The following is a 21,862-nucleotide window of genomic DNA, read 5'->3' as shown; positions in this document are numbered from 1 at the left end:
CGCGGGTATCATCGGGCGGATTCTTGTGCTTCCATCCGCTTACCGCTCATCATGAAGATCGACGAAATCGACGCCTACGTCACCGTGATTCGCTGTCAATCGCTGCAGCAGGCAGCGCTCTCGCTCGGCCTCACGCAACCGGCCATCACGCGCCGTCTGCAGAATTTCGAGGAGGCGCTCGGCGTCGAACTGCTCGACCGCAATACGCGTCCGCTCAAGGCGACAGCCACGGGGCGCATCGTCTACGAACAATGCCGCGTGATCCAGCGCGAACTCGACGTGTTGCGCGAGATCGTCGCCACCGATACACCGCCGGTCGGCACGCTGCGTCTGGGCGTCGCGCAGACGATCGCGGATATCGCGCTGAGCGAGGCGATGCGCGGCCTGAAGACGGACTATCCCGATCTGCAGGCGCGCGCGTCGACCGGCTGGGGCAGCCAACTCCTGCAACGCGTGGAAGAAGGCGAGCTCGACGCCGCCGCGATCCTGCTGCCCAGCAACAAGACCTTCGACGACGCGCTATCGGCCCGCTCGCTCGGCCGCATCAAACTGGCGGTGGTCGCGCAGAAGGGCCTGCTGAAAAAGCGCGCGCATACGCTGGCGGAATGCCAGTCGATCGGCTGGGTGCTGAATCCGGATGGTTGCGGTTTCCGCGACGGCCTGCAACGCGCGCTCACCGGGCTTGGGCTCGCCCTCAAGCTAAACCTGGAAACGCTCGGCACCGAGTTGCAATTGCAGCTCGTCGCGGACGGCAACGGTCTTGGCCTCGTGCCGCTGCCTTTACTCCAGGCGAGCGCGCACGCGGACACGCTCGATATCATTCCGATCAGCGACTTCAAGCCGCTCATCGATATCTGGCTCGTGCAGCCGCGCGTGCTCGGCAAACTGCAACAGCCGGTCGAGCGCTTCGGCGCGGCTGTCGAGCGGCAATTCAAGGAAGCGCGCGCGCAGCGCGCGGCCTGAAACGCTCAGATCACGCGAAACCCATGCGTGCCATCGCGCCCGAGTTGCGCGACGAGACCATACTCCCATTCCAGATACGCGTTCATCGCCTCGCGCGCGTTGTCGGTGCCTTCATAAGGACGCCGATAGCGATCGATGCGCGCCGACGCCATGCGCGTTTCCCCGCTCTCGACCGGCAAGCCCGCTTCGATCCACGCCGTCGTGCCGCCGCTCAGCACCTGCACCGGTTTGCCGGTCAGCGCCGCAACGTCGGGGGCGGCGAAGCGCGCGAGCTGGCTGCTGCCGCAGGTCACCACATAACGCTGCGCATCCGGCAGCTTGTGCAGCGCCTTTTCGAGTTCGCCGCGAATCACGAACCACGCGCCGGGAATATGGCGCTTCACATAATTCGCGCTGCTGGTGAAATCGAGCACGGCGGTGCCGCGCGATTGCAGCAGCGTGACCAGTCCGGCCGGCGTGATTTCATCGGCGTCGGGCGGCGTGGGTGCGTGGCGGGCCGCGGGCGCCGCGCCTTTCTCGCCGAAGTCCGCCGCCATCAAGCCATCGACCACATACACCTCGACGTTCATCTGCGCGAGCCACGACGCGGTCATGTTCGCGCGCACGCCGTCGTTGTCCGCGAGGATCACGCGCGCGCCGCGCACCGGCGCGAACATGTCGGTTTCCTGCACGAGCTGGCCGCCCGGCGCGCTGCGAAACCCGGGCACGTGGCCCGCTTCATATTCTTCCGGCGTGCGCACGTCGAAGCGATAGACGGTGCGTACCGCTTCGCCGGCCCAACGGCGTGCTTCGTCGCGTGACGTGCGGCCCACCTTCGCGCGATCTGCCACGGCGCGCGCCGAGTCGGCGGCGGCGAGGCGCAACTGATCGTCGGCGATCGGCTCGAAGCGGCGCGAACTGCCGTGCGCGAGCGCCTGACCGGCCAGCGTCCAGCCGATGGTGCCATTGCGCAGTGCCGCGACCGGATTCGGCACGCCCGCATTGATCAGCGACTGCGCGCCGATGATGCTGCGGGTGCGCCCCGCGCAATTGACGATGATCCGCGTCGCCGGATTCGGCGCAAGCTGACGCGCGCGCAGCACCAGCTCCGCGCCCGGCACGCTGATGCTGCCGGGAATGTTCATGGTCTGATATTCGTCGAAGCGGCGCGCGTCGAGCACCACCGCGTCGGCTTCATGATCGAGCAGCGCCTGCACTTGCGGCGCGGCCAGCGACGGCGTTTGACGCACGCTTTCCACCAGTTCGCCGAACGCCTTGCTCGGCACGTTGACGTCCTGGAACAACTCGCCGCCGGCCTCGCGCCAACCTTGCAAACCGCCTTCGAGCAAGGCGACGTCGGTGTAGCCCAACTCAGCGAGACGGCGCGCGGCACGTTCGGCGAGTCCTTCGCCGGAATCGAATACGACGATGGGCACTGCCTGGCGCGGCAAGCGCACGGGCGCGTCGAGTTCGAGCCGCGACAGCGGCAGATTGGCGGCGAACAGCGGATGACTGCGGGCGTGCGGATCTTCCTCGCGCACGTCGACGAGCGCGATTTCCTCGCGATCGAGCAGTGCGCGGCGCACGTCTTCGAATGATCGGGTACGAAATGCCTGAACGAAACTCATGAGATCGGGGACTCCTTCGCAACATTCCAGATATTCGGCAACACGTCGTTCGCGTAGCCGGAGATAAACGGCTTGCGGCTGGCGCCGTCCGGAAAGACAGACCGCTTCACCGCACCAATGTTTGCACCGTACACGTGAATGCTGATCGACGTACGGTCACTAAAAGCGTTACTCACACGATGAATATCGCCGATGCGCGGCGACACCGCATCCACGGCGCCGGCGTCGAGCCGCCTCGCCGCGGCGTTTTTTTGCGGCGTGCCGTCTTCGGCGATACGGTAACCCTGTGCAATTTCCGCGCCACGCAGCACGCCTATCAACCCCCACACGGTGTGATCGTGCACCGGCGTCGCCTGCCCGGGTCCCCACACAAAACTGACGATTGAAAAACGCTGCCGCGCATCCGCGTACAGCAGGTATTGCTGATACCGCTCGGGATCCGGTTGCGCGAAGGCGTCGGGCAGCCAGTCGTCATGCGCGATCAGTTCGCGCAGCGCGGCGCCGCCGCGTTCCAGCAGATGCGCTTCGGGCGCCGCTTCGTCGACGAGCGACGCAATCCGGCCGGCGAACGCGCGCAGGCGGTCCGGCCTCAGGGCTTGGGTCATCGATAGTTCAAAAGATAGGTTTGGATGGCGCTGATTGACGGCACTCACGAACCACGGGCGAGTGCGGTCTTGAAGGCGTTGGTCCACAGCGGTGCGACATCGACGCGCCGTTCGATCACGGCGGCAAGCGCGAAGGATCCGAACGTTGAGTCATCGTGTGGAAGTATTCAGGTGAGGACGTCGGGCTCGGCTTCGACCAGCCCTTCCAGCAGGCTCTGGAACGCGAACAGCGCGCCGCCCTCGCGGCCGACCTGCTCATGCGTGAGCGCGGCGATGTCGTGCGGAATCGCTTGCGGCGTGCCGGCGGCCTCAGCGAGCAGTTGAGTGTGGCATGCGTTGTCGAGCGCGATGTACCACCACGCCGCCGCTTCCACACTCGGACCGGCCGTGAGAATGCCGTGGTTCTTCAGGATCACGGCCTTGCGCTCGCCGAGTGCGGCGGCGATGCGCGCGCCTTCGTCGGTATCGAGCACGACGCCGCGAAAATCGTCGAATAACGTGTGGTCCTGATAGAACGCGCAGGAATCCTGGGTGAGCGGATCGAGCGTGCGGCCCAGCGTCGACCATGCCTTGCCATACAGCGAATGCGTGTGCGCCGCCGCGATCACATCGGGGCGCGCTTCGTGAATCGCCGCGTGAATCGCGAAGGCCGCCTGATTGACCGGCCCCTCGCCGACCACGATCTCGCCCTCGGCATTCACCAGCAACAGATCGGACACGCGGATGCGGCTGAAATGCTTGCCGAACGGATTCACCCAGAAGTGATCGGGCCATTCCGGATCGCGCGCGGTGATGTGGCCGGCGAGCCCCTGATCGAAGCCGTAGCGCGCAAACAGACGAAACGCCACCGCGAGCCGCTCCTGCCGGTAACGGCGTTCCGCCGCGATGCTCTCGCGCGGCGGAACGTCGTCGAACCAGAATTTGCGCAGCGGCGCGTGACGCTGGATTGCGGGTGGTTCTTTGCCAAATGTAGTGAGAGAAAGATCGGTCATCGCGCCTCCGTTCATGCCGCCACGCGCTCAACGCGCGCGATGCGTTCGCGCGTGGCGGGAATCAGTTCGCGGCCGTAGTCGATGGCGTCTTCCAGCGGATCGAAGCCGCGGATGAGGAACGTCGAGACGCCGAGCGCGTAATACTCGGCGAGCGTATCGGCCACCTGTTCCGGCGTGCCGACCAGCGCGGTCGAATTCGAGCGCCCGCCGATTTCCTTCGCGACACCGGTCCACAAACGCTCGTCCGCGCGATCCGATTCGCCCGATGCCGCGAGCAAGCGCCGCGCGCCTTCACTTTGCGCCGGGCCGCCCACGCCGATGCCTTGCGCCGCGCGCAGCCGCTTTGTCTCTTCGAGAATGTGGTCCGCGCGCTCCCACGCCGCTGCTTCGGTAGCGGCGAGAATCGGCCGGAACGACACCGAGAAACGCACGCTGCGGCCGTGCTTCGCGGCCTCCGCGCGCACGCGGGCGACCTGCTCGCGCACTTGCGCCTTCGACTCGCCCCATAGCGCGTAGACGTCCGCATGACGGCCGGCGATTTCGAGCGCGGGCGCCGACGCCCCACCGAAATACACCGGAATATGCGGCTGCTGCACGGGCTTCACTTCCGAGAAGCCCTGTTCGAAGCGATAGTACTGACCGTTGTGATCGAACGGTTTCGTTTCGGTCCAGATGCGCCGCAGGATGTGCAGATACTCGTCGGTGCGGGCGTAGCGTTCGTCGTGCGTGAGGAAGTCGCCGTCGCGACGCTGATCGGTGTCGTCGCCGCCGGAGATGATGTGCACGGCGAGGCGGCCGCGCGAATAATGATCGAGCGTGGCCAGTTGACGCGCAGCGAGCGTCGGCGCGACAAAACCCGGTCGATGCGCGAGCATGAAGTGCACCTTGCTGGTCACACTCGCCGCGTGCGCGACGGTCAACAGCGCATCGGGGCTGGTGGCATGATGCGGCACGAGGACGCGGTCGAAGCCCGCTTCTTCATGCGCGCGCGCAAACTGCTCGACATAATCGATGTCGATGACAGGACCTTGCGCCGCGTGGGTTTCGGACACCTTGCGGGTCTGGATCATGCCGATGAATTCGATGGACACGTTCGTGTCTCCCTGAATGGTTTCTGCCCGGCGGGGCGGTGACGTGGCTGGCTGGATGCATGGCTTTCGTGCGAGGGGTTAAGGTAGCAGCGCGACATGCGCTTGTTAAATATTGATCAGCCATATCTATATCGGATTTGCATGTAACGCTTGAGTGTTTCCGGCTCGGCGTTTTGTGTGTTGTGCCTGTTTTGCCTGTATTGCCTTTTGGCACGCCCTGCGCGAGCAAACCCCCTTTCGCGAGCATGGACATCGCTGCGTGGTCAGCAGAAAAGCACAACCTTTGCGAGAATGCCCCATCGCGCGCAAGCGCCGGAAACAACAAGTGAACAGACAATGATCCCCTTCTCGGTCCTCGACCTCTCGCCGGTCACCGCGGGCGCCACGCCGGCAGACGCGTTCAGGAACACGCTCGACCTCGCGCAGCACGCGGAAAAATGGAACTACCGCCGCTTCTGGCTCGCGGAACATCACAATATGACGGGCATTGCCAGCGCCGCGACCTCGGTGGTGATCGGCTATGTCGCGGGCGGCACGAAAACGATCCGCGTCGGCTCGGGCGGCATCATGCTGCCGAACCATGCGCCGCTCGTCATCGCAGAACAGTTCGGCACGCTCGCGTCGCTTTATCCCGACCGTATCGACCTGGGCCTCGGCCGCGCGCCCGGCACCGATCAGAGCACCGCGCGCGCGTTGCGCCGCGACCTGCAAAATAGCGCGGACTCGTTCCCTGACGACGTCGTCGAATTGCAGCGTTATTTCGCCGACCCCGTGCCGGGCCAGCGCATTCGCGCGGTGCCGGGCGCGGGGCTGAACGTGCCGCTGTGGCTGCTCGGTTCGTCGCTGTTCAGCGCGCAACTCGCGGCGGCGCTCGGTCTGCCGTTCGCCTTCGCATCGCATTTCGCGCCGGACTACATGCTCACGGCGTTGCAGGTGTATCGCTCGCAATTCCGTCCGTCGGCCACGCTCGATAAACCGCATGCGATGGTCGGCGTGAATCTGTTCGCCGCGGATACGAATGAAGAAGCAAAACGCCTTTTCACCTCGTTGCAGCAGCAGTTCATCAATCTGCGACGCGGCACGCCGGGTCAGTTGCAACCGCCGGTCGAACGGCTCGAGGCCTCGGAGATGGAATTGAATGGCGTAGCGCACTCGCTCGCGTGTACGGTGCTGGGCGATCGCGATACGGTGCGCGAAGGCTTGAAGTCGATCATCGAGCAAACCGGCGCGGATGAATTGATGCTGACCGCGCAGATTTACGATCACAAGGCGCGGTTGCGCTCGTTCGAGATCGGCGCGCAAGTGCGTGAGGAGTTGGCGGGCGGCAAATAAGACAGGTAACTCCGTCGACAAATGTAAAAAGGGCAGCCCGTGGCTGCCCTTTTTTGTCGATCGGCGCGACTCGGTCGCGGCACCGATTCAATGGTTCGCCGGCATCGCCGCGAGGCCGTCCAGCAACGCTTTATGAAACGCCTGCGGATCCTGCATCTGCGGTGCATGTCCCAGTTCGGCGAATTCGACGAGCGTGGCGTGCGGAATCGCCTTTGCGGCGGCTTTGCCGAGTTCCGGGTAATGGCCGATTTTCGCGCGCACTTCTGCGGGCGCGGCGTCCTTGCCGATTGCCGTGGTGTCCTTCTGGCCGATCAGCAACAGTGTCGGCATGCTCAGTTGACCCAGCTCATACACCACCGGCTGCGTATAAATCATGTCGTACAGCAACGCGGAATTCCACGCAACGATCTGCTTGCCCGGACCGCGATACATGCCCGCCAGCATCTGCACCCACGGTTCGAAGCTCGCGCGCCATTGTCCCGCGTAGTAGGTGGATTGCTCGTAGCGGCGAATGCTCTCGGCGGTCGTCTTCAGCTCGCGCTCATACCACTGGTCCACGGACAGCGAAGGCACGCCCTTCGCCTTCCAGTCCTCCAGTCCGATCGGGTTGACCAGCACCAGTTGCCGCGTCTCGCGCGGATACATCAGCGCGTAGCGGATCGCCAGCATGCCGCCAGTGGAATGCCCAATCACCGTCGCGTCGGTCACGCCGAGCGATTCCAGCAACGCATGCGTATTGCGCGCGAGCTGTTGAAAACTGTACTGATAGTGCTCGGGCTTGCTCGACTTGCAAAAGCCGATCTGGTCCGGTGCGATCACGCGATAACCGGCGTCGCTCAGCCGATGAATGGTCGCGTCCCACGTCGCCGCGCAGAAGTTCTTGCCGTGCAGCAGCACTGCCGTGCGGCCGTTCGCCTTGGCCGGCTTGATATCCATGTACGCCATATGCAGCGCCACCCCTTGCGAGGTGAAGTCGTACTGGCTGACCGGCGCCGGGTAGTTGAAGCCCTGCAACTCGGGGCCGTACGCCGGGCCGGTATCGCCGGCGACGCTCGTAGCGGCGGAAGCGGCCGGACTAGCCGGACTCCGCGTGTCGACGCTCGCGGACGCGGTGGTACTTGCGGGCGTGGCGGCAGAAGCCGCGAAAACGGCGGACGCGGAGCCAGCGGCTAGCGCGCAAACGCTCAACGTGGCGAGCAAGGACAGGCGGCGAAAACTCATCGAAATTTTTTCTAAAAGGAAAAAGCACGGGGAGGCATACGCGGCGAACGCACGGTGAGACCAGCGCCCGAACCTGCGGCCGGAAGCGCACGATTCTACGACGCGCGGCCCGGCTTTGCTGCCGCCGACGCAAGCCGACAGGGCCATGGCGACCGTGGCACGCATATTGCGGTGCCTCACCTCACGCTCCATGTGTGTCGTGGCGCACGGATCGCCGCGGTGCAAGGGGTGATCGTGCGCAAGGGGGCGCACGAGCGGCATCCGCACAATTCTCACTACTCGTGCGCGGCAAATCGGTGCTAGAACTAGCAGACGGGCCCGCGAAGACGGAGCCGGCGCGCAGCACGATTCATCAGTGGAGAGCAAGCGACCCACCCATCCGGGGCATACTAATCAGGAGACAGACATGGACACTCCGGCACGGCTGAACGATCTGCAACGCACTACCCTCGCCATCGTCCTTGCGGGCGGACGGGGCACGCGGCTCGGGCCGCTTACCAACAAACGCGTGAAGCCGGCGGTGCACTTCGGCGGCAAATACCGGATCATCGATTTCGCGCTCTCCAACTGTCTGAACTCCGGCATCCGCCGCATCGCAGTCGTCACGCAATATAAGGCGCACTCGCTGTTGCGCCATCTGCAGCGCGGCTGGAGTTTCCTGCGCGGCGAGATGGGCGAATTCATCGACCTGTGGCCCGCGCAGCAGCGCGTGGAAGGCGCGCACTGGTATCGCGGCACTGCGGACGCGGTGTTCCAGAACCTCGACATCATCCGTTCGATCCGGCCGAAATACGTGGTGGTGCTGGCGGGCGACCACATCTACAAGATGGACTACACGCGCATGATCGCCGACCACGCCGAAAGCGGCGCGGATTGCACGGTCGGCTGTATCGAGGTGCCGCGCATGGAGGCGGTGGCCTTCGGCGTGATGCACGTCGATGCAAACCGCCGCGTGACCGACTTTCTGGAAAAGCCCGCCGACCCGCCCTGCATTCCGGGCCGCCCGGATACGGCGCTTGCCAGCATGGGCATCTACGTGTTCAGCGCGGATTACCTGTATTCGTTGCTCGAAGAGAACATCTCCACCATCGACACCGATCACGACTTCGGCAAGGACATCCTGCCGCGTGTGGTCACGCAAGGCACGGCGATCGCGCATCCGTTCAGCATGTCGTGCGTGTCGTCGGATCCGAACGTGGAGCCGTACTGGCGCGACGTCGGCACGATCGACGCTTACTGGGCCGCCAATCTCGACCTCGCCTCCACCATCCCGACGCTCGATCTCTACGATCGCAACTGGCCGATCTGGACGTACCAGGAACAGTTGCCGCCCGCCAAGTTCGTACGCGACATGAAGGGGCTGCAAGGCTCGGGCAATAATCTGATCGTGTGCGGCGGCTGCGTGATCTCGGGCTCGCAGATTTCGCGCTCGGTGCTCTCGTCGAATGTCAAAGTGAGTTCGTTCTGTAACATCAATGAGGCAGTCTTGTTGCCGCAGGTCACCGTCGGCGCGAGCTGCCGGCTGCAGAAAGTAGTGATAGACCGCGGCTGCGCGATACCGGAGGGCACGGTGATCGGCGAAGATCCGGTAAGCGACGCCGAGCGCTTCTACCGTACCGACGACGGCGTCGTGCTGGTCACGCCGGAGGCGCTGCGGCAGAAGGTCTAGTCAGGCCGGCTGCCGCCGGCTCAGCCGCGCCCAACCCGAACCAACAGGACAGAGACGGAGCCTATGACGATTCGCGCCCTGCACGTCGCAAGCGAGCTGTATCCCCTCCTCAAAACGGGCGGTCTCGCCGACGTCGCGGGCGCGTTGCCGCCCGCGCTGATCGAGCGCGGCGCCGATGTGCGGGTGCTGCTGCCCGGCTTTCCGGCGGTGGTCGCCGGCCTGACCGACCTGACGCCGGTCGCGCAACTGGGCCGCCGCTTCGACGCGCCGGGCGTCACGCTCGAACGGGGCACGCTGGCGTCGAACGGCCTGGTCGTCTATGTGATCCGCGCGGCCACGCTGTACGACCGGCCCGGCAATCCGTATCTGAACGACGAGCACGTGCCTTACGGCGACAACGCGCAGCGTTTCGCGCTGCTCGGCTGGGTCGCCGCGCAACTCGCGCAGCAACTGGACCCCGCCTGGTCGCCGCAAATCATTCACGCGCACGACTGGCATGCGGGGCTCGCGCCGGCCTATCTGAAAGCGGCCGAGCGTCAGCATGGCAAGCGCTTCGCGCGCAGCGTCTTCACGGTGCATAACCTCGCGTATCAAGGCGTGTTTCCCGCGCACCAGTTCGGTCAGCTCGGCCTGCCGGACGATTTTTTCAGCGTGCACGGCGTCGAGTTCTATGGGCAGATGTCGTTTCTCAAGGCGGGGCTGTACTACAGCGACCGCATCACCACCGTCAGCCCGACCTATGCGCGCGAAATCCAGACGCTCGCCCAGGGTGGCGGCCTCGACGGTTTGCTGCGCCATCGCGCGCACGATCTGAGCGGCATTCTGAACGGCGTCGACTACACGGTCTGGTGTCCCGGCACCGATGCCCTGCTCGAGAACCACTACACCGCGACGCGGCTCGCGGGCAAGCTTGCGTGCAAGGAAGCGCTGCAAAAACGCTTCGGCCTCGCGCAGAAAAGCGATGCGCTGCTGTTCGGCGTGGTGAGCCGGCTGACCGAGCAGAAAGGCCTCGACCTGCTGCTCGAAGCCGTGCCGGCAATCATCAAACACGGCGGACAGCTGGTCGTGTTCGGCACCGGCGACCCGGCGCTGGAAAACGGTTTGAAACGCGTCGCGCACACGCATCCCGAGTCCGTAGCGGTGGAGCTGGGCTTCGATGAAACGCTCGCGCATACGATCGTCGCGGGCAGCGACGTGATCGCGGTGCCCTCGCGTTTCGAACCATGCGGCCTCACGCAACTGTATGCGCTGGCCTATGGATCGCTGCCGCTCGTGCATTGCGTGGGCGGTCTTGCGGATACGGTAGTGGACGCGTCGCTCGAAAATCTCGCCGACGACCTCGCCACCGGTTTCGTGTTCGAACGATTCGACCCGAAGGGGATCGGCGCGGCCATCCGCCGCGCCTTCGCGCTCTATGGGCGCCGCACCGAATGGAAGGCGACCCAGCGGCGCGCGATGCGTCAGGACTTCGGCTGGGGCGCCTCGGCGGAGCGTTATCTGGCGTTGTATCGCGAGCTCGCCTGAGTTCGACCGGCTGCAGGCCGCGCAGCATTTTGCAAGCTGCGGGTGGCTTAACAGCCGCCCTCCACCGCGTCCGCGTCTGATGGTTCGGCGCAACAAGTCGGGGACGGATCGACTCGCGCGCGGCAAACTCATGTATTGTTTCCCCACGAAGCAACGCATGCCGATTTCCTGCAATATCTGAAGCAATCCTGCCGCATGAGGCGTCCGGTGCTTGCCGGATCGCCGCCGCGGTGCACCCTTCCCGTTTTATTTAATCGCGCAGACCGTTTGCGCGGGCCACACCATGACGAAAAGCGTTCTGAGCATCCAGTCACATGTCGTCTTCGGTCACGCCGGCAATAGCGCCGCGGTGTTTCCGATGCGTCGGCTCGGCGTCAATGTCTGGCCGCTCAATACCGTGCAGTTCTCGAACCACACGCAATACGGCCATTGGACCGGCAGCGCGATCGACGGCTCGCAAATGGAGGATCTGGTCGACGGCATCGGCGCGATCGGCATGCTGCCGCGCTGCGATGCGGTGCTGTCCGGCTATCTGGGTACGCCCGAACAGGCGGAGTCGGTGCTGGAGATCGTCAAGGCCGTGAAGGCCGCCAATCCGCGCGCCTGGTACTTCTGCGATCCGGTGATGGGCGCGGCGAGCGGCTGCAAGGTCGAACCGGGCATCCAGGAATTTCTCGTGCGCACCATGCCCGAGATGGCCGACGCCATGGCGCCGAACCACACCGAATTGCAGCGTCTGGTGGGACGCGAGATCGAAACGCTGGAAGAAGCCGTGACCGCCTGCCGCGAACTCATCGCGCGCGGGCCAAAGCTGGTGCTGGTCAAGCATCTGCTCGACCGCAACAGTCCCGCCGACCGCTTCAACATGCTAGTCGTCACCGAACGCGAATCGTGGATGGGGCAACGTCCGCTCTATCCGTTCGCGCGGCAACCGGTGGGCGTGGGCGATCTGACGAGCGCGGTGTTCGTCGCGCGTACGCTGCTCGGCGATTCGATTCGCGCGGCCTTCGAGCACACGCTGGCAGCCGTGAATGCGGTGGTCAAGATGACCTGGCAGGCTGGGCGCTATGAGCTCGAACTGGTGGCCGCGCAGAATGAAATCGCACAGCCGCGCGAGTGGTTCGATGCGTGGGTGGCGGATACGGCGTAAGCGGTGGGCGTTGCGTAACGCGCTTCAGGCAATCGTCAACGCTCGCAACGCGCTGATCGGGTAGCGCAAGCAATCCGTAATGCGCGCGTCGCGGCAATCGATTCGCGCGTCGCCTCTCGACTGTCAGCCGGCCGTCCTATAATGCGTGCCGCGTGGACAAGGCACCTGCCCGCCCACACCGCATTTTTCAGGCATCCGGCATTCAGCAAACGAGGCATCGATGGACGGTTATATCCGCAGCGAGCGGGAAGAATTTTTTGAGCAGTTGTGCATCAGCGTCGACGCCGACGAGGCGCACGAACAGGAAGCGATCGAGTTCTTCGAAAGCCAGTTCGACCAGGCCGACTTCGATCCGGCGCAGTGGCTCGACATCGCCTTGTACTACTCGCCGGCGGTGGCGCGCGGCATCGTCGACATGGTGACGCCGGACGACAAGGCGCGCAGCAATATCGCCGAAGTGATCGCCGACAATCTCGACATCTCGTACGGCGAGGACGAATGCCAGCAGTTCGCCGAGACCATCGAGTTTGCGCTGAACAACGGCGTGCCGGTGGATATCGACCTCGTGCTCGACGGCTGCCAGCGTGCCCTCGACGATCTCGACACGTGGGCCGACGACGACACCAAGGCGCCGCTTTTGCGTCTGCGTGAAGAGTTGTTGCGGCAGCAAGGCGAGCGTTGAGTGCTTGGGTTTGCAGGCCGTGGCGCGCTTCTATTTTGACGCGCCGCGGGCGCGAAATCACTCCGCTACAAGGCGACGGTCACGCTGCCCGCGCATTCGCTCACGCCTCGGCGCGTTGGGTCGCACGGCTCGCGGGTTGAGTCTCGCTTCATCGCCAGGGCCGCACGGACTGCGGCTTTAATCACGCTAGCGCATAAGCCACACGGCCGGCGGGTCCAAACCTGCTACAGCCGCAACCACACCGCCGGCGCGCTCGCGCCAGCCTCTTAAGCATATGCCGCAATCCGCACCCGCGCACCCGCGCCGGGACGCCGCCAGCGAACGCGCTGCGCGGGCTATGCCGAAATGCTCATTCAAAGCGCCTCGAACTGCCAAGACGGTGCCAATTTGGCTTTCTATATTCGCGCCAGATTGATCGCCGCTTGAACGCAAAGGCGCGCAAGTGCGCGCATTCCCGCATTGTTCAAAGCGACCGATCATTCGTAGTCTTTCGATGCGCGCATGCGAAGTCCATGGGCGCGCGTCGATCCAGCGTTACTGCCTTGCCGCTTTCACAACCTGAAACTGTCGATGGAAGGAGAGACCATGAGTCTTCGCTACACGCTGAAACCGCTTGCCCTGTTCGTTGGCGCTATCTTCGCCATCGCGCCGCCGGCCAGCTTCGCCGACGACCTGCCGGTGAAGATCGGCTTTGCCGCGCCGCTGACCGGTGCCAACGCCGGCTACGGCAAGGACCTGGAAAACGGCGTCCGGCTCGCGATCGAGGAAGCCAACGCGCAAAAGATCAAGATCGGCGACAAGGTGGCCCAATTCCAGATCGTCTCCGAAGACGACCAGGCCGACCCGCGCATCGGCGTGCAAGCCGCGCAGAAGCTGGTCGACGCGGGCGTGTCGGCCGTGGTGGGCCACTTCAACTCGGGCACGACGATCCCCGCTTCGCAGGTCTACGAGCAGGCGGGCATTCCGGTGATCGACCCGGCCGCCACCAACCCGATCATCACCGGGCGCGGCTTCGCGAACACCTTCATGGTGATTTCCACGGATGCGCAAAACGCCGGCAACGCAGGGGTCTATGCCGTGGAAGTGACCAAGGCCAAGCGCATCGCGATCATCGACGACCGCACCGCGTTCGGCCAGGGCGAAGCGGATGAGTTCGAGAAAGCCGTGAAAGCGCACGGCGGCAACCTCGTGGCGCGTGAGTACACCGACAACAAAGCGGTCGACTTCAGCACGCAGATCACCAAGATCAAATCGACCAATGCCGATCTGATCTTCTTCGGCGGTCTGGACACGCAGGCCGCGGGCTTCGCCAAGCGCATGAAGCAACTGGGCATGAACGCGCAATTGGTGGGCGGCGGCGGCGTGATGGATCAGGACTTCATCAAGCTCGCGGGCGATTCGGCCGAAGGCGTGATGGCCTGGGAATATGGACGGCCGCTCGCGCAATTGCCGGGCGGCAAGGACTTCTCCGCGAAGTTCAAAAAACGCTTCGGGGTGGATATCCTGTCGTATGCGCCGTTCGGCTATGACGGCGCCTGGGCCGCGATCAAGGCCATGCAGAAGGCCAAGTCCAGTTCGCCGAACGACTACCGGTCCACGCTCAAGGCCATCGATTTCGAAGGCGTGACCGGCAAGATTTCCTTCGACAACACCGGCGCGCTGAAGAGCGGCGCGTCGACGCTTTATCAGGTCAAGAATGGCGCGTGGGTGCCCATCGTGACCAAGAGCGGGAGTTAAGGCGCGTGTGACCCCGGCACGGATTTCGATGTTGCGCCCGTGCCGGCGCAATCGCTATGGGTTCTTCGAATTGGCGGCCTTGACCACCAGTTCGCCGTCGAGATCGCGCTCGATCCGCACGAGATCGTCGTGCATCTCGGCGAACTCACTCGCGGAGCACATCTGATGGCCAAAGGCGGCACGCAAGTGCCGCCTGACCTGCAAGACTCGCGCGGCAGAATCGTAGACGTAGTGGGATGAAAAGGTCAGGAAGCGGTTTTGCACCGCCGTGTCGGACGGTAAATCCGTCACTCGTACGAAGCGCGGCAGCGTCATTTCCAGAGTCTCGTCGAACTCTCCGCCGATGCACGTCCAGGGCTGAGTCCTCGCAGGCTCCGCGAGCCACGCCTGCACCTGCGAGCCCATGCCGCCGGAGAAGCTCGTCAACGCCGGCACCGCCGTCGTGCCGTCGGTCCAGACGAAGTGCTCCACCTTCCCTTGCATCGACGTGGCGAACGGTCCGGTCGTGGCTCTGAGATCCGCCGTGCGCAATTGTGTCGTGCCGTGCAAGCCCGTCTGCAATAGACGGTTCGCGGCGATCTGTTGCGTGCGCTGCCGCGTCGAGCGCCGAAAGGTATTGCGCTCGATTTCGGCGGTAAAACCCGCGTCCTCCGCGCGGTAAGCGTAATTCGCCGCCCCGCTTTCATCGATGTCGATCTGCACGCGCGCGCTGCGTTCGCGCAACTGCGTGGCCGGCGTGCGCGACAACACGCCCGCGCCGACCAGCAAGACCGGCCGGTCCATCACACTCGGCGGCAGATAGCCGAACGCCGTGCCGCCCGCCGTCGTATCCGCATACAACGACAACTCAGGAATCCAGATAATCGCGTGATTGATCGCGCTTGATCCGTAGCCGGGCACGTCCGGCAAACTGTAGTACGGCCCGAGATTGAGCAGCACCGCCTCGCTGCGGATGCCGACCGCGGCCAGCAACGCGCCGTAGAGCGCGACGTGGTCCTTGCAGTCGCCGTAACGGTTGCGCAGGATGTCGGCCGCCCTGTGCGGAATCGCCGCCGTCTCGCCGAGAAACAACGCCACGTAGCGGATATTCAGACGCATCCAGTCGTAGAGCCGTTGCGCCTTCACGCGCGGATCGTCGGTGCCGGCGGTGAGCGCTTGCGCGAGACGGACAATCGCCGGATCGCCGGTCGTCGCGTCAGCTGCGGGGCCGCGATAGCGCGCGGCAAAATTCGCGAAGTCCGGCACCGTCGACACCATCAGCCGATCGCCCCAGTTCGCGTAGCCAACCGAGCCCGCTTCGAGCGGCGCATACGGCCCGTGCCGGTAGTCGAACTCGTAGCGGGTACGGCCGTTTGCCGTGACCGGCGGCACGGCGACGTAGCCGCGCGCGTCGGCGTAGAGCGGCACGTCGGCGAGCAGATCGAAGATCAGGCGCTGCAATTCGACCGGGTCGCGCGTCGGCTCGACGAGGTACGCGAAGGTGCCCGCCTGCAAGGGCTTCGTGCGCGTCTTGCGAAACGCCAGATGCACGCGCGAGCCCGGCTCCACGCCCGGGAAGATCACCGTGCGCAACACGCCGTCCTCGAAACTCGGCGCGCCTGCCGAGCGCGGCTCCTGCACGTCGCGGATCGCCTCGGGACCGACCGGATGCGCAACGCCGTCCAGGTCGATCGTTTCGGCGGCCAGCAACTGCACCTGCTCGATGTCCTTGTTGAACCACACGTAGCGTTGCGCGATATCGTCGACGCCGCTCGTCGTGTTGGCCCGCAAGACGGTGTCGTCGTGTTCCTCGACGGAGCCGTCTTTCTGGATCGTGAAGAGGTGGACGTCGCGCTCGATCGTGGAAGGCGCGCGATCGTCGCTGGATGCGGTAGACGCGCTGTCGTCGGCGAATGCGCTAAGCGCGACGCACGCGCCTAGCGTCGACCCGCAGGCCAGCCTGAGAAAAAACGCCACGCGCGGCGTCATGTGCGCCGCACCCTGCCCCGCGCACCATCCTGTCGACAACGCGCAAGCGCCTGCTGCAGCGTGACGGCAATTTTCCCCAAGATGCACCTCGGTTGAGTTCGTATCGTGGTTTTAGCACAATGATGGCCCGCGCGTTCCGGCCTCGGTCCGCCGACGCCGAGCGATGCACGGCACGCCGATCGATGGAACTTCACCGGACATCACGCGGCATTCGTTCCGTTGGACCGGCGTGGCGCTCGCGCACGACGGCGTGACGTGGACATTCGAGGCCGAGTTTCACGGCCGTCGCAGGAGTGCGTCTCAGCCTGCGTAAGCAAGCGCTAACTGGCACCTCACTGGCTCATTCCGTCTCGCCGAGTTGCCCGAGCAACGCCTGCAATCGCTCGACGTGCCTGAGCAGCAGATGCCGATGCTTTTCGATCTGCTCCAGCCGTCCCGCGAGATCCGCCTGGATCGGATCGTCGAGATCGGCGGCGGCGATCACGTCCTCCACCTTGGCGCGCATCGTCGCCAGTTCGACCGGCGCGTGAGTCAGATGCCGCTCGAAACGCCGCACGTCCTGGATCGCCAGATCGCGGACCTTGCGAAAGTGCGCCTGACGCCGATGCGCTTCCGCGTCGAGGATTTCTTCCTCGACGCGCTTGGCCGGCCCCGGCTGGCCGAAAATCGGTTCGGGCGGCCGCAGCACCGACTTCTTTCGCACCGGATGCGCCGTGCCGCGAAACCGCGCGAGCGGCTGTTCGTTGTCGATCGCTTCACGCGCGTTGGGCGGGATGTCCTGCTCGGTGTGCGGCACGTTCATCCAGCCGCCCGGCAATCCCGTGACCGCTTCGATGCCGCGCACGAATTCCTCGCTGAATTCGCGCTGGCCGGACAACATCAGTTTCAGATAGCTCGCGGAAAAGGTCATCATGCGCGCGAGTCGCGTCGCCGCGCCGACCTCGCGGGTCAACAGCACCAGGTTTGCTCGCCAGACCGGGAGCAGCAATTCGTCGGAATCTTCCATCGCTGGGTCTTCCATCTTTTTGCCCGATGTAGAGATCACGCGCGTCGCGCGTTATCGTTTTGAAAGGGTAGACGCTTCACCGCATGGCGCGCAATCCCGGAATGCCACTGCGTGAACGTCGAACTGTCGTAAATACACGCCACCGCGCTATTACGCATCATTGCCCGCTATCCATTGCCGGTGGCGGCTCACCACGATCGTCGTTGTGAATTGACACCTGCATTTGCTCAGCGTTCCTCCGTTCCATGCGCGCGATGTGGCATGCTTACAGGCGGTCGCGGCACGCCCCGTGCTGCTCCGTTAGTACCCCAACACTGATTTAAGGATTTTGTAATGAAGAAGATCGTCCTCGCCATCGCCGCAGCCGCTGCAGCCCTGAGCGCCATCGCTCCCGCGCAAGCTTATGAACATCACCACCCTGTATGCCACAAGGTGCATGTTCATCATCACTGGGAAAAACGCTGCCACTAATGGCGGTGCCACGCCCTGACCGGCACGGCACGTCGTAAAGCCCCGCTAAACGCGGGGCTTTTTTTCGGCATCGGGTCCAGGTAGAGCAAGCAGATTTTCTTCAACGCGCTCTATACGTTCTGCGCGAAAACGGCAGCATGCAATCACGGACACATGCTGTTACACCTTTGCGGTGTCAGCCGACGCGCTCCACCGTGCCGCGCAACTTGTGCGGCTGTCGTGAAGCGCGTGGAAAAGAAGAGAAGACGAGCGGCGTGTCACGCCGTCGTGACCCGCTCCAATGCTTTCACGACGAGCGCTTCCAGCAGAGGCTCGACTTTCGCGGCCAACGTTTCGTCATACGCATACGGCATGTGCTCTTCCATATACGTGATCTGCGAGAGTTCGAGTTGCAACGCATGCACGCCTTGCGACGGCCGGCCATACTCGCGCGTGATATAGCCGCCCTCGAAGCGGCCGTTGGCGACAGCCGTATAGCCGCCGTCGTATCGCTCGACGATCGCGGCCATATCCTCGGCCAATCCCGCCACCGCGCTCGCGCCGTTCGAGGTGCCGAAGTTGAAATCGGGCAGACGTCCCTCGAAAAACCGCGGCACGTGTGAGCGGATCGAATGCGCCTCCCACAGCAGCACCTTGCCGTGTCTCGCTTTCAGCGCCGCGAGTTCGCCTTGCAGCGCCTCGTGGTAAGGCTTCCAGTAAGCGTCGCGACGGCGCGCGGTTTCGGCATCATCCGGGAGATGTCCGTCCAGATACAACGGCTCCTTGTCGAACGTATCGACCGGCAGCAGACCAGTCGTGTCCTGGCCCGGGTACAGATTCGCGCCATCGGGCGGACGGTTCAGGTCGATCACATAGCGCGCGTAAGTGGGCGCGAGAATCGACGCGCCCATGCGTCTCGCGAACGCATAGAGACGGTCCAGATGCCAGTCGCAATCGTCGGTGCGCTGCGCGGCGGGCGTCATCGTCGCGGCGATGTCGGCCGGGATTTGCGTGCCTAGATGCGGGATCGAAATGAGGAGCGGCAGGCTTCCCTGATGCAGCGAGAAAACCGGCGGAGTGTTCGAAGCAGTCATGTCAGTCCGGAATCGATAGGATCGAAGAATCAGTTCAGCAGTTCATGCGAGGCGCGCCGGCAAGCTGGCGCGTCACTCATTTGAGCAGGTCCGCCAGCGCCACCCGATAGCGCGCATATGCGCCCTCTTCATCGCGATGCCGGCGGTTGTCGACGACCTTGTCGCCGCCCGCGTAGACGTCGCGAATCGGTGTTTCGCCATGCTCGCAGAATACAACGCCCGAGAGCCACGCGTCGGGCGCATGCTCGGCAATGCTCGAATGATCTGCGTCGAGCACGAGCCAATCGGCGCGGCGGCCGGCTTGCAGCGCACCGACCGCGCGTCCCGTCGCGTGCGCGCCGCCTTCGAGCGAGGCGTCGAACAGACGATCGGCAACATGCGTGGCCTGCGCCGACGCCAGCACGTTGCGTTGTCGGCGCGTGAGACGCTGGCCGTATTCGAGCAAACGCAACTCCGCGCGCCAGTCGACGCCGATATGGCTATCCGAGCCCACGCCGATGCGTCCATGCGCGTCGAGATACTCCTGCGCCGGGAAAATGCCGTCGCCGAGATTGGCTTCGGTGGTCAGGCACAAACCGGCGACCGCGCCGCTTTTCGCGAGCGCCAGCGTTTCGTTCGCATCGACGTGCGTGGCGTGCACGAGGCACCAGCGGCTGTCGACATCGAAACGATCCAGCAGCCATTGCACCGGACGCGCGCCTTCGGTTTCGATGCACGCGTCGACTTCGGCGGTCTGCTCGGCGATATGGATATGAACGGGTGCCGAGTTCTCGATGCCGCCGAGCAGCGTACGCAACGAATCCGCCGATACGGCGCGCAGCGAATGCGGCGCCACGCCATAACGCAACGCGGCAGTTTCAGGGCGCGCCGCGCGCAACGTGCCGAGCAGATCGAGCAGACTTTCCGGCGTGTTGATGAAACGCTGCTGATCTTCACGTGGCGCGCGCGAACCGAAGCCGCTGTACTGATACAGCACCGGCAGCATCGTCATGCCGATGCCGCTCGCCGATGCCGCATCCACCACGCGTTGCGCGAGTTCCGCCTGATTTGAATAGCGGCTGCCGTCCGGCGTGTGATGCACGTAATGGAACTCGCACACCGACGTATAGCCCGCTTTCAGCATTTCGATGTACAGCCATTGCGCGACGCTCGCCAGGCCTTCCGGCGTGATGCGCGCGGCGAAGCGATACATCAGATCGCGCCAGCTCCAGAAGTTATCCGTGGCGCCCGCGCCGGATGCGCGATATTCGGTGAGGCCGGCCATCGCGCGCTGAAACGCGTGCGAATGAAGATTCGGCATGCCAGGCAGTACCGGACCAGCAGCCTTCTGCACGCCAAGAGGCGGCGTCGACGTATCGGGCGTGACGGCGGTGAGCGTGCCGTTCGCGTCCCACTCCAGCAGCACGTTGCGGCGCCAGCCATCCGGCAGATACGCGTACTCGGCGAATAGCGATTGATTCGATTGCTTGTGCGGTTCAGTCATCTCAGGCCCTGGCTCAATTCACGCCGCGTATAAACGGTCTCGCCCGCGCGCACGACTCGCGCGCACAGCGGACGTCCAATCCAGTAAGCCAGCTCGGCCAGCGAGTCGACCGACCACACCGCGAAATCGGCCGCGCGTCCCGCTTCCAGCGAGCCGTGGCGATCCGCCTTGCCAAGCGCGCGCGCCGCGTGCGACGTCACGCCTTGCAGCACTTCGGGCACGGTCATGCGGAACAGCGTGGTGGCCATGTTCATCATCAGCAGCAGCGAAGTGGCGGGTGATGTGCCGGGGTTGCTGTCGGTCGAAATCGCGATCGGCACCTGATAGCGCCGCAGCAATTCCAAAGGCGGCAACTGCGTCTCACGGATGAAGTAGTACGCGCCCGGCAGCAGCACGGCCACCGTGCCGGCTTCCTTCATCGCGGCAACGCCGGCTTCGTCGAGAAATTCGAGGTGGTCGGCGGACAGCGCATGATGACGCGCGGCGAGCGCGGTGCCGCCGCCGTTCGACAACTGCTCGGCGTGCATTTTCACCGGCAGCTTGTAACGTTCCGCCGCCTTGAAAACGCGCTCGCTTTGTTCCAGCGAAAAGCCGATGCGCTCGCAGAACACGTCGACCGCATCGACGAGGCCTTCGTCGGCAAGCGCGGGCAGCATGGTGTTGCAGACTTCGTCGATGTACGCGTCGGCACGGCCGGCGAACTCGGGCGGCAGCGCATGCGCGCCGAGAAACGTTGTATAGACGGTCACGGGATAGCGCTCGCCCAATTGACGCGCGACGCGCAGCATCTTGCGTTCGCTCGCGAGGTCAAGGCCGTAGCCGGATTTGATCTCGACCGTGGTCACGCCCTCGGCGAGCAAGGGTTCGAGACGCGCGGCCGATTGGCGGAACAACGACGCTTCGTCCGCCGCACGCGTGGCGCGCACCGTGGAGACGATGCCGCCGCCCTGCCGCGCGATCTCTTCGTAGCTGACGCCCGCGAGGCGCTGCGCGAATTCGTCCGCGCGCTGTCCGCCGTACACGAGATGTGTGTGGCAATCGACGAGACCCGGCGTCACCCACGCGCCGTGCAGATCTTCGCGCGGCCATGCGGCGTAGTCGGCGGGTAATGCGGATGCCGCGCCGAGCCATACGATCGTGCCGTTTTCAACGGCAATCGCGGCATCGGGCAGCGTATGTTGGGGATCGCCCTGTGGGCAAAGTTTCAGGTGGTGCCAGACGGTTTGCTTCATCGCGTGCTCTTTGCAGCTTGTTGCGTGTCTGTGGTGGTTCGCGTGCAAACGCCGTA

General features: G+C 64.4%; 18 protein-coding genes. 8 read left to right on the top strand and 10 right to left on the bottom strand.

Annotated elements, in window-relative coordinates:
* Positions 1–51 precede the first annotated feature (51 nt).
* Positions 52–963: a LysR family transcriptional regulator gene (locus PQR54_RS19305; protein WP_408248430.1), complete on the top strand. Its 912-nt coding sequence runs from the start codon at positions 52–54 to the stop codon at positions 961–963.
* 5 nt (positions 964–968) lie between these two features.
* Here the strand turns inward: PQR54_RS19305 and PQR54_RS19300 are convergent, their stop codons facing one another.
* From PQR54_RS19300 to PQR54_RS19285, 4 genes are all read right to left on the bottom strand, one after another.
* Complete coding sequence (locus PQR54_RS19300; RefSeq protein ID WP_408248428.1) at positions 969–2,570, bottom strand: rhodanese-related sulfurtransferase; 1,602 nt, start codon at positions 2,568–2,570, stop codon at positions 969–971.
* Positions 2,567–3,175, bottom strand: coding sequence for a cysteine dioxygenase family protein (locus PQR54_RS19295; protein ID WP_408248426.1), 609 nt, complete (start codon positions 3,173–3,175; stop codon positions 2,567–2,569). The genes PQR54_RS19300 and PQR54_RS19295 overlap by 4 nt, the downstream gene beginning before the upstream one ends.
* A 167-nt stretch (positions 3,176–3,342) precedes the next feature.
* Positions 3,343–4,167, bottom strand: coding sequence for a class II aldolase/adducin family protein (locus tag PQR54_RS19290; RefSeq protein WP_408248424.1), 825 nt, complete (start codon positions 4,165–4,167; stop codon positions 3,343–3,345).
* A gap of 11 nt (positions 4,168–4,178) precedes the next feature.
* Positions 4,179–5,258 carry an LLM class flavin-dependent oxidoreductase gene (locus PQR54_RS19285; RefSeq protein WP_408248422.1) on the bottom strand — a complete coding sequence of 360 codons (1,080 nt, stop codon included), beginning with the start codon at positions 5,256–5,258 and terminating at the stop codon, positions 4,179–4,181.
* A gap of 336 nt (positions 5,259–5,594) precedes the next feature.
* On the opposite strand from PQR54_RS19285, the gene PQR54_RS19280 reads away from it, so the two are divergent.
* A complete protein-coding gene (locus tag PQR54_RS19280) occupies positions 5,595–6,590 on the top strand; it encodes an LLM class flavin-dependent oxidoreductase (RefSeq protein WP_408248420.1) in 996 nt (331 codons plus the stop codon).
* 87 nt (positions 6,591–6,677) lie between these two features.
* On the opposite strand, the gene PQR54_RS19275 is transcribed toward PQR54_RS19280, so the two are convergent.
* Positions 6,678–7,811 carry an alpha/beta fold hydrolase gene (locus PQR54_RS19275; protein ID WP_408248418.1) on the bottom strand — a complete coding sequence of 378 codons (1,134 nt, stop codon included), beginning with the start codon at positions 7,809–7,811 and terminating at the stop codon, positions 6,678–6,680.
* A 406-nt stretch (positions 7,812–8,217) separates the two neighbouring features.
* Between PQR54_RS19275 and glgC the strand changes: the two genes are divergently transcribed.
* From glgC to PQR54_RS19250, 5 genes are all read left to right on the top strand, one after another.
* The gene (glgC, locus tag PQR54_RS19270) at positions 8,218–9,480 is read left to right on the top strand and encodes a glucose-1-phosphate adenylyltransferase (protein WP_012432570.1); all 1,263 of its coding nucleotides are present in this window, start codon (positions 8,218–8,220) and stop codon (positions 9,478–9,480) included.
* 63 nt (positions 9,481–9,543) lie between these two features.
* Complete coding sequence (glgA, locus tag PQR54_RS19265; protein WP_408248416.1) at positions 9,544–11,004, top strand: glycogen synthase GlgA; 1,461 nt, start codon at positions 9,544–9,546, stop codon at positions 11,002–11,004.
* Between the two features lie 283 nt (positions 11,005–11,287).
* Positions 11,288–12,154, top strand: coding sequence for a pyridoxal kinase PdxY (pdxY, locus tag PQR54_RS19260; RefSeq protein ID WP_408248415.1), 867 nt, complete (start codon positions 11,288–11,290; stop codon positions 12,152–12,154).
* 220 nt (positions 12,155–12,374) lie between these two features.
* Positions 12,375–12,836, top strand: coding sequence for a hypothetical protein (locus PQR54_RS19255; RefSeq protein ID WP_408248414.1), 462 nt, complete (start codon positions 12,375–12,377; stop codon positions 12,834–12,836).
* A 585-nt stretch (positions 12,837–13,421) separates the two neighbouring features.
* A complete protein-coding gene (locus tag PQR54_RS19250; protein ID WP_408248413.1) occupies positions 13,422–14,573 on the top strand; it encodes a branched-chain amino acid ABC transporter substrate-binding protein in 1,152 nt (383 codons plus the stop codon).
* A 54-nt stretch (positions 14,574–14,627) separates the two neighbouring features.
* On the opposite strand, the gene PQR54_RS19245 is transcribed toward PQR54_RS19250, so the two are convergent.
* On the bottom strand, positions 14,628–16,541 hold the full coding sequence (locus PQR54_RS19245) for a DUF3857 domain-containing transglutaminase family protein (protein ID WP_408248412.1): 1,914 nt from the start codon (positions 16,539–16,541) through the stop codon (positions 14,628–14,630).
* A gap of 340 nt (positions 16,542–16,881) precedes the next feature.
* A complete protein-coding gene (locus PQR54_RS19240) occupies positions 16,882–17,547 on the bottom strand; it encodes a hypothetical protein (protein ID WP_408248411.1) in 666 nt (221 codons plus the stop codon).
* A gap of 333 nt (positions 17,548–17,880) precedes the next feature.
* Between PQR54_RS19240 and PQR54_RS19235 the strand changes: the two genes are divergently transcribed.
* Positions 17,881–18,018 (top strand): hypothetical protein, encoded by a 138-nt coding sequence (locus tag PQR54_RS19235; protein ID WP_181309343.1) that lies wholly within the window; start codon positions 17,881–17,883, stop codon positions 18,016–18,018.
* A gap of 257 nt (positions 18,019–18,275) precedes the next feature.
* Here the strand turns inward: PQR54_RS19235 and hutG are convergent, their stop codons facing one another.
* The 3 genes from hutG to hutI all read right to left on the bottom strand — a co-directional run bounded on the left by hutG (position 18,276) and on the right by hutI (position 21,806).
* Positions 18,276–19,091, bottom strand: coding sequence for an N-formylglutamate deformylase (gene hutG / locus PQR54_RS19230; protein ID WP_408248409.1), 816 nt, complete (start codon positions 19,089–19,091; stop codon positions 18,276–18,278).
* 76 nt (positions 19,092–19,167) lie between these two features.
* Positions 19,168–20,574 carry a formimidoylglutamate deiminase gene (locus PQR54_RS19225; RefSeq protein WP_408248407.1) on the bottom strand — a complete coding sequence of 469 codons (1,407 nt, stop codon included), beginning with the start codon at positions 20,572–20,574 and terminating at the stop codon, positions 19,168–19,170.
* Positions 20,571–21,806 (bottom strand): imidazolonepropionase, encoded by a 1,236-nt coding sequence (gene hutI / locus PQR54_RS19220; RefSeq protein WP_408248405.1) that lies wholly within the window; start codon positions 21,804–21,806, stop codon positions 20,571–20,573. The genes PQR54_RS19225 and hutI overlap by 4 nt, the downstream gene beginning before the upstream one ends.
* Between the last annotated feature and the right edge of the window lie 56 nt (positions 21,807–21,862).

The sequence above is a fragment of the Paraburkholderia phytofirmans genome (assembly GCF_046028095.1).
Lineage (GTDB): Bacteria > Pseudomonadota > Gammaproteobacteria > Burkholderiales > Burkholderiaceae > Paraburkholderia > Paraburkholderia phytofirmans_A.
This window is presented reverse-complemented; position numbering and strand designations above follow the sequence as displayed.

What these genes read in the sequence shown, in the direction of transcription:
- pdxY (WP_408248415.1), top strand. Translation starts at nt 11,288, where the DNA reads ATGACGAAAAGCGTTCTGAGCATCCAGTCACATGTCGTCTTCGGTCAC.
- hutI (WP_408248405.1), bottom strand. Translation starts at nt 21,806, where the DNA reads ATGAAGCAAACCGTCTGGCACCACCTGAAACTTTGCCCACAGGGCGAT.
- PQR54_RS19305 (WP_408248430.1), top strand. Translation starts at nt 52, where the DNA reads ATGAAGATCGACGAAATCGACGCCTACGTCACCGTGATTCGCTGTCAA.
- PQR54_RS19240 (WP_408248411.1), bottom strand. Translation starts at nt 17,547, where the DNA reads ATGGAAGATTCCGACGAATTGCTGCTCCCGGTCTGGCGAGCAAACCTG.
- PQR54_RS19225 (WP_408248407.1), bottom strand. Translation starts at nt 20,574, where the DNA reads ATGACTGAACCGCACAAGCAATCGAATCAATCGCTATTCGCCGAGTAC.
- PQR54_RS19245 (WP_408248412.1), bottom strand. Translation starts at nt 16,541, where the DNA reads ATGACGCCGCGCGTGGCGTTTTTTCTCAGGCTGGCCTGCGGGTCGACG.
- hutG (WP_408248409.1), bottom strand. Translation starts at nt 19,091, where the DNA reads ATGACTGCTTCGAACACTCCGCCGGTTTTCTCGCTGCATCAGGGAAGC.
- PQR54_RS19275 (WP_408248418.1), bottom strand. Translation starts at nt 7,811, where the DNA reads ATGAGTTTTCGCCGCCTGTCCTTGCTCGCCACGTTGAGCGTTTGCGCG.
- PQR54_RS19250 (WP_408248413.1), top strand. Translation starts at nt 13,422, where the DNA reads ATGAGTCTTCGCTACACGCTGAAACCGCTTGCCCTGTTCGTTGGCGCT.
- PQR54_RS19255 (WP_408248414.1), top strand. Translation starts at nt 12,375, where the DNA reads ATGGACGGTTATATCCGCAGCGAGCGGGAAGAATTTTTTGAGCAGTTG.
- PQR54_RS19300 (WP_408248428.1), bottom strand. Translation starts at nt 2,570, where the DNA reads ATGAGTTTCGTTCAGGCATTTCGTACCCGATCATTCGAAGACGTGCGC.
- PQR54_RS19280 (WP_408248420.1), top strand. Translation starts at nt 5,595, where the DNA reads ATGATCCCCTTCTCGGTCCTCGACCTCTCGCCGGTCACCGCGGGCGCC.
- PQR54_RS19295 (WP_408248426.1), bottom strand. Translation starts at nt 3,175, where the DNA reads ATGACCCAAGCCCTGAGGCCGGACCGCCTGCGCGCGTTCGCCGGCCGG.
- glgA (WP_408248416.1), top strand. Translation starts at nt 9,544, where the DNA reads ATGACGATTCGCGCCCTGCACGTCGCAAGCGAGCTGTATCCCCTCCTC.
- glgC (WP_012432570.1), top strand. Translation starts at nt 8,218, where the DNA reads ATGGACACTCCGGCACGGCTGAACGATCTGCAACGCACTACCCTCGCC.
- PQR54_RS19235 (WP_181309343.1), top strand. Translation starts at nt 17,881, where the DNA reads ATGAAGAAGATCGTCCTCGCCATCGCCGCAGCCGCTGCAGCCCTGAGC.
- PQR54_RS19290 (WP_408248424.1), bottom strand. Translation starts at nt 4,167, where the DNA reads ATGACCGATCTTTCTCTCACTACATTTGGCAAAGAACCACCCGCAATC.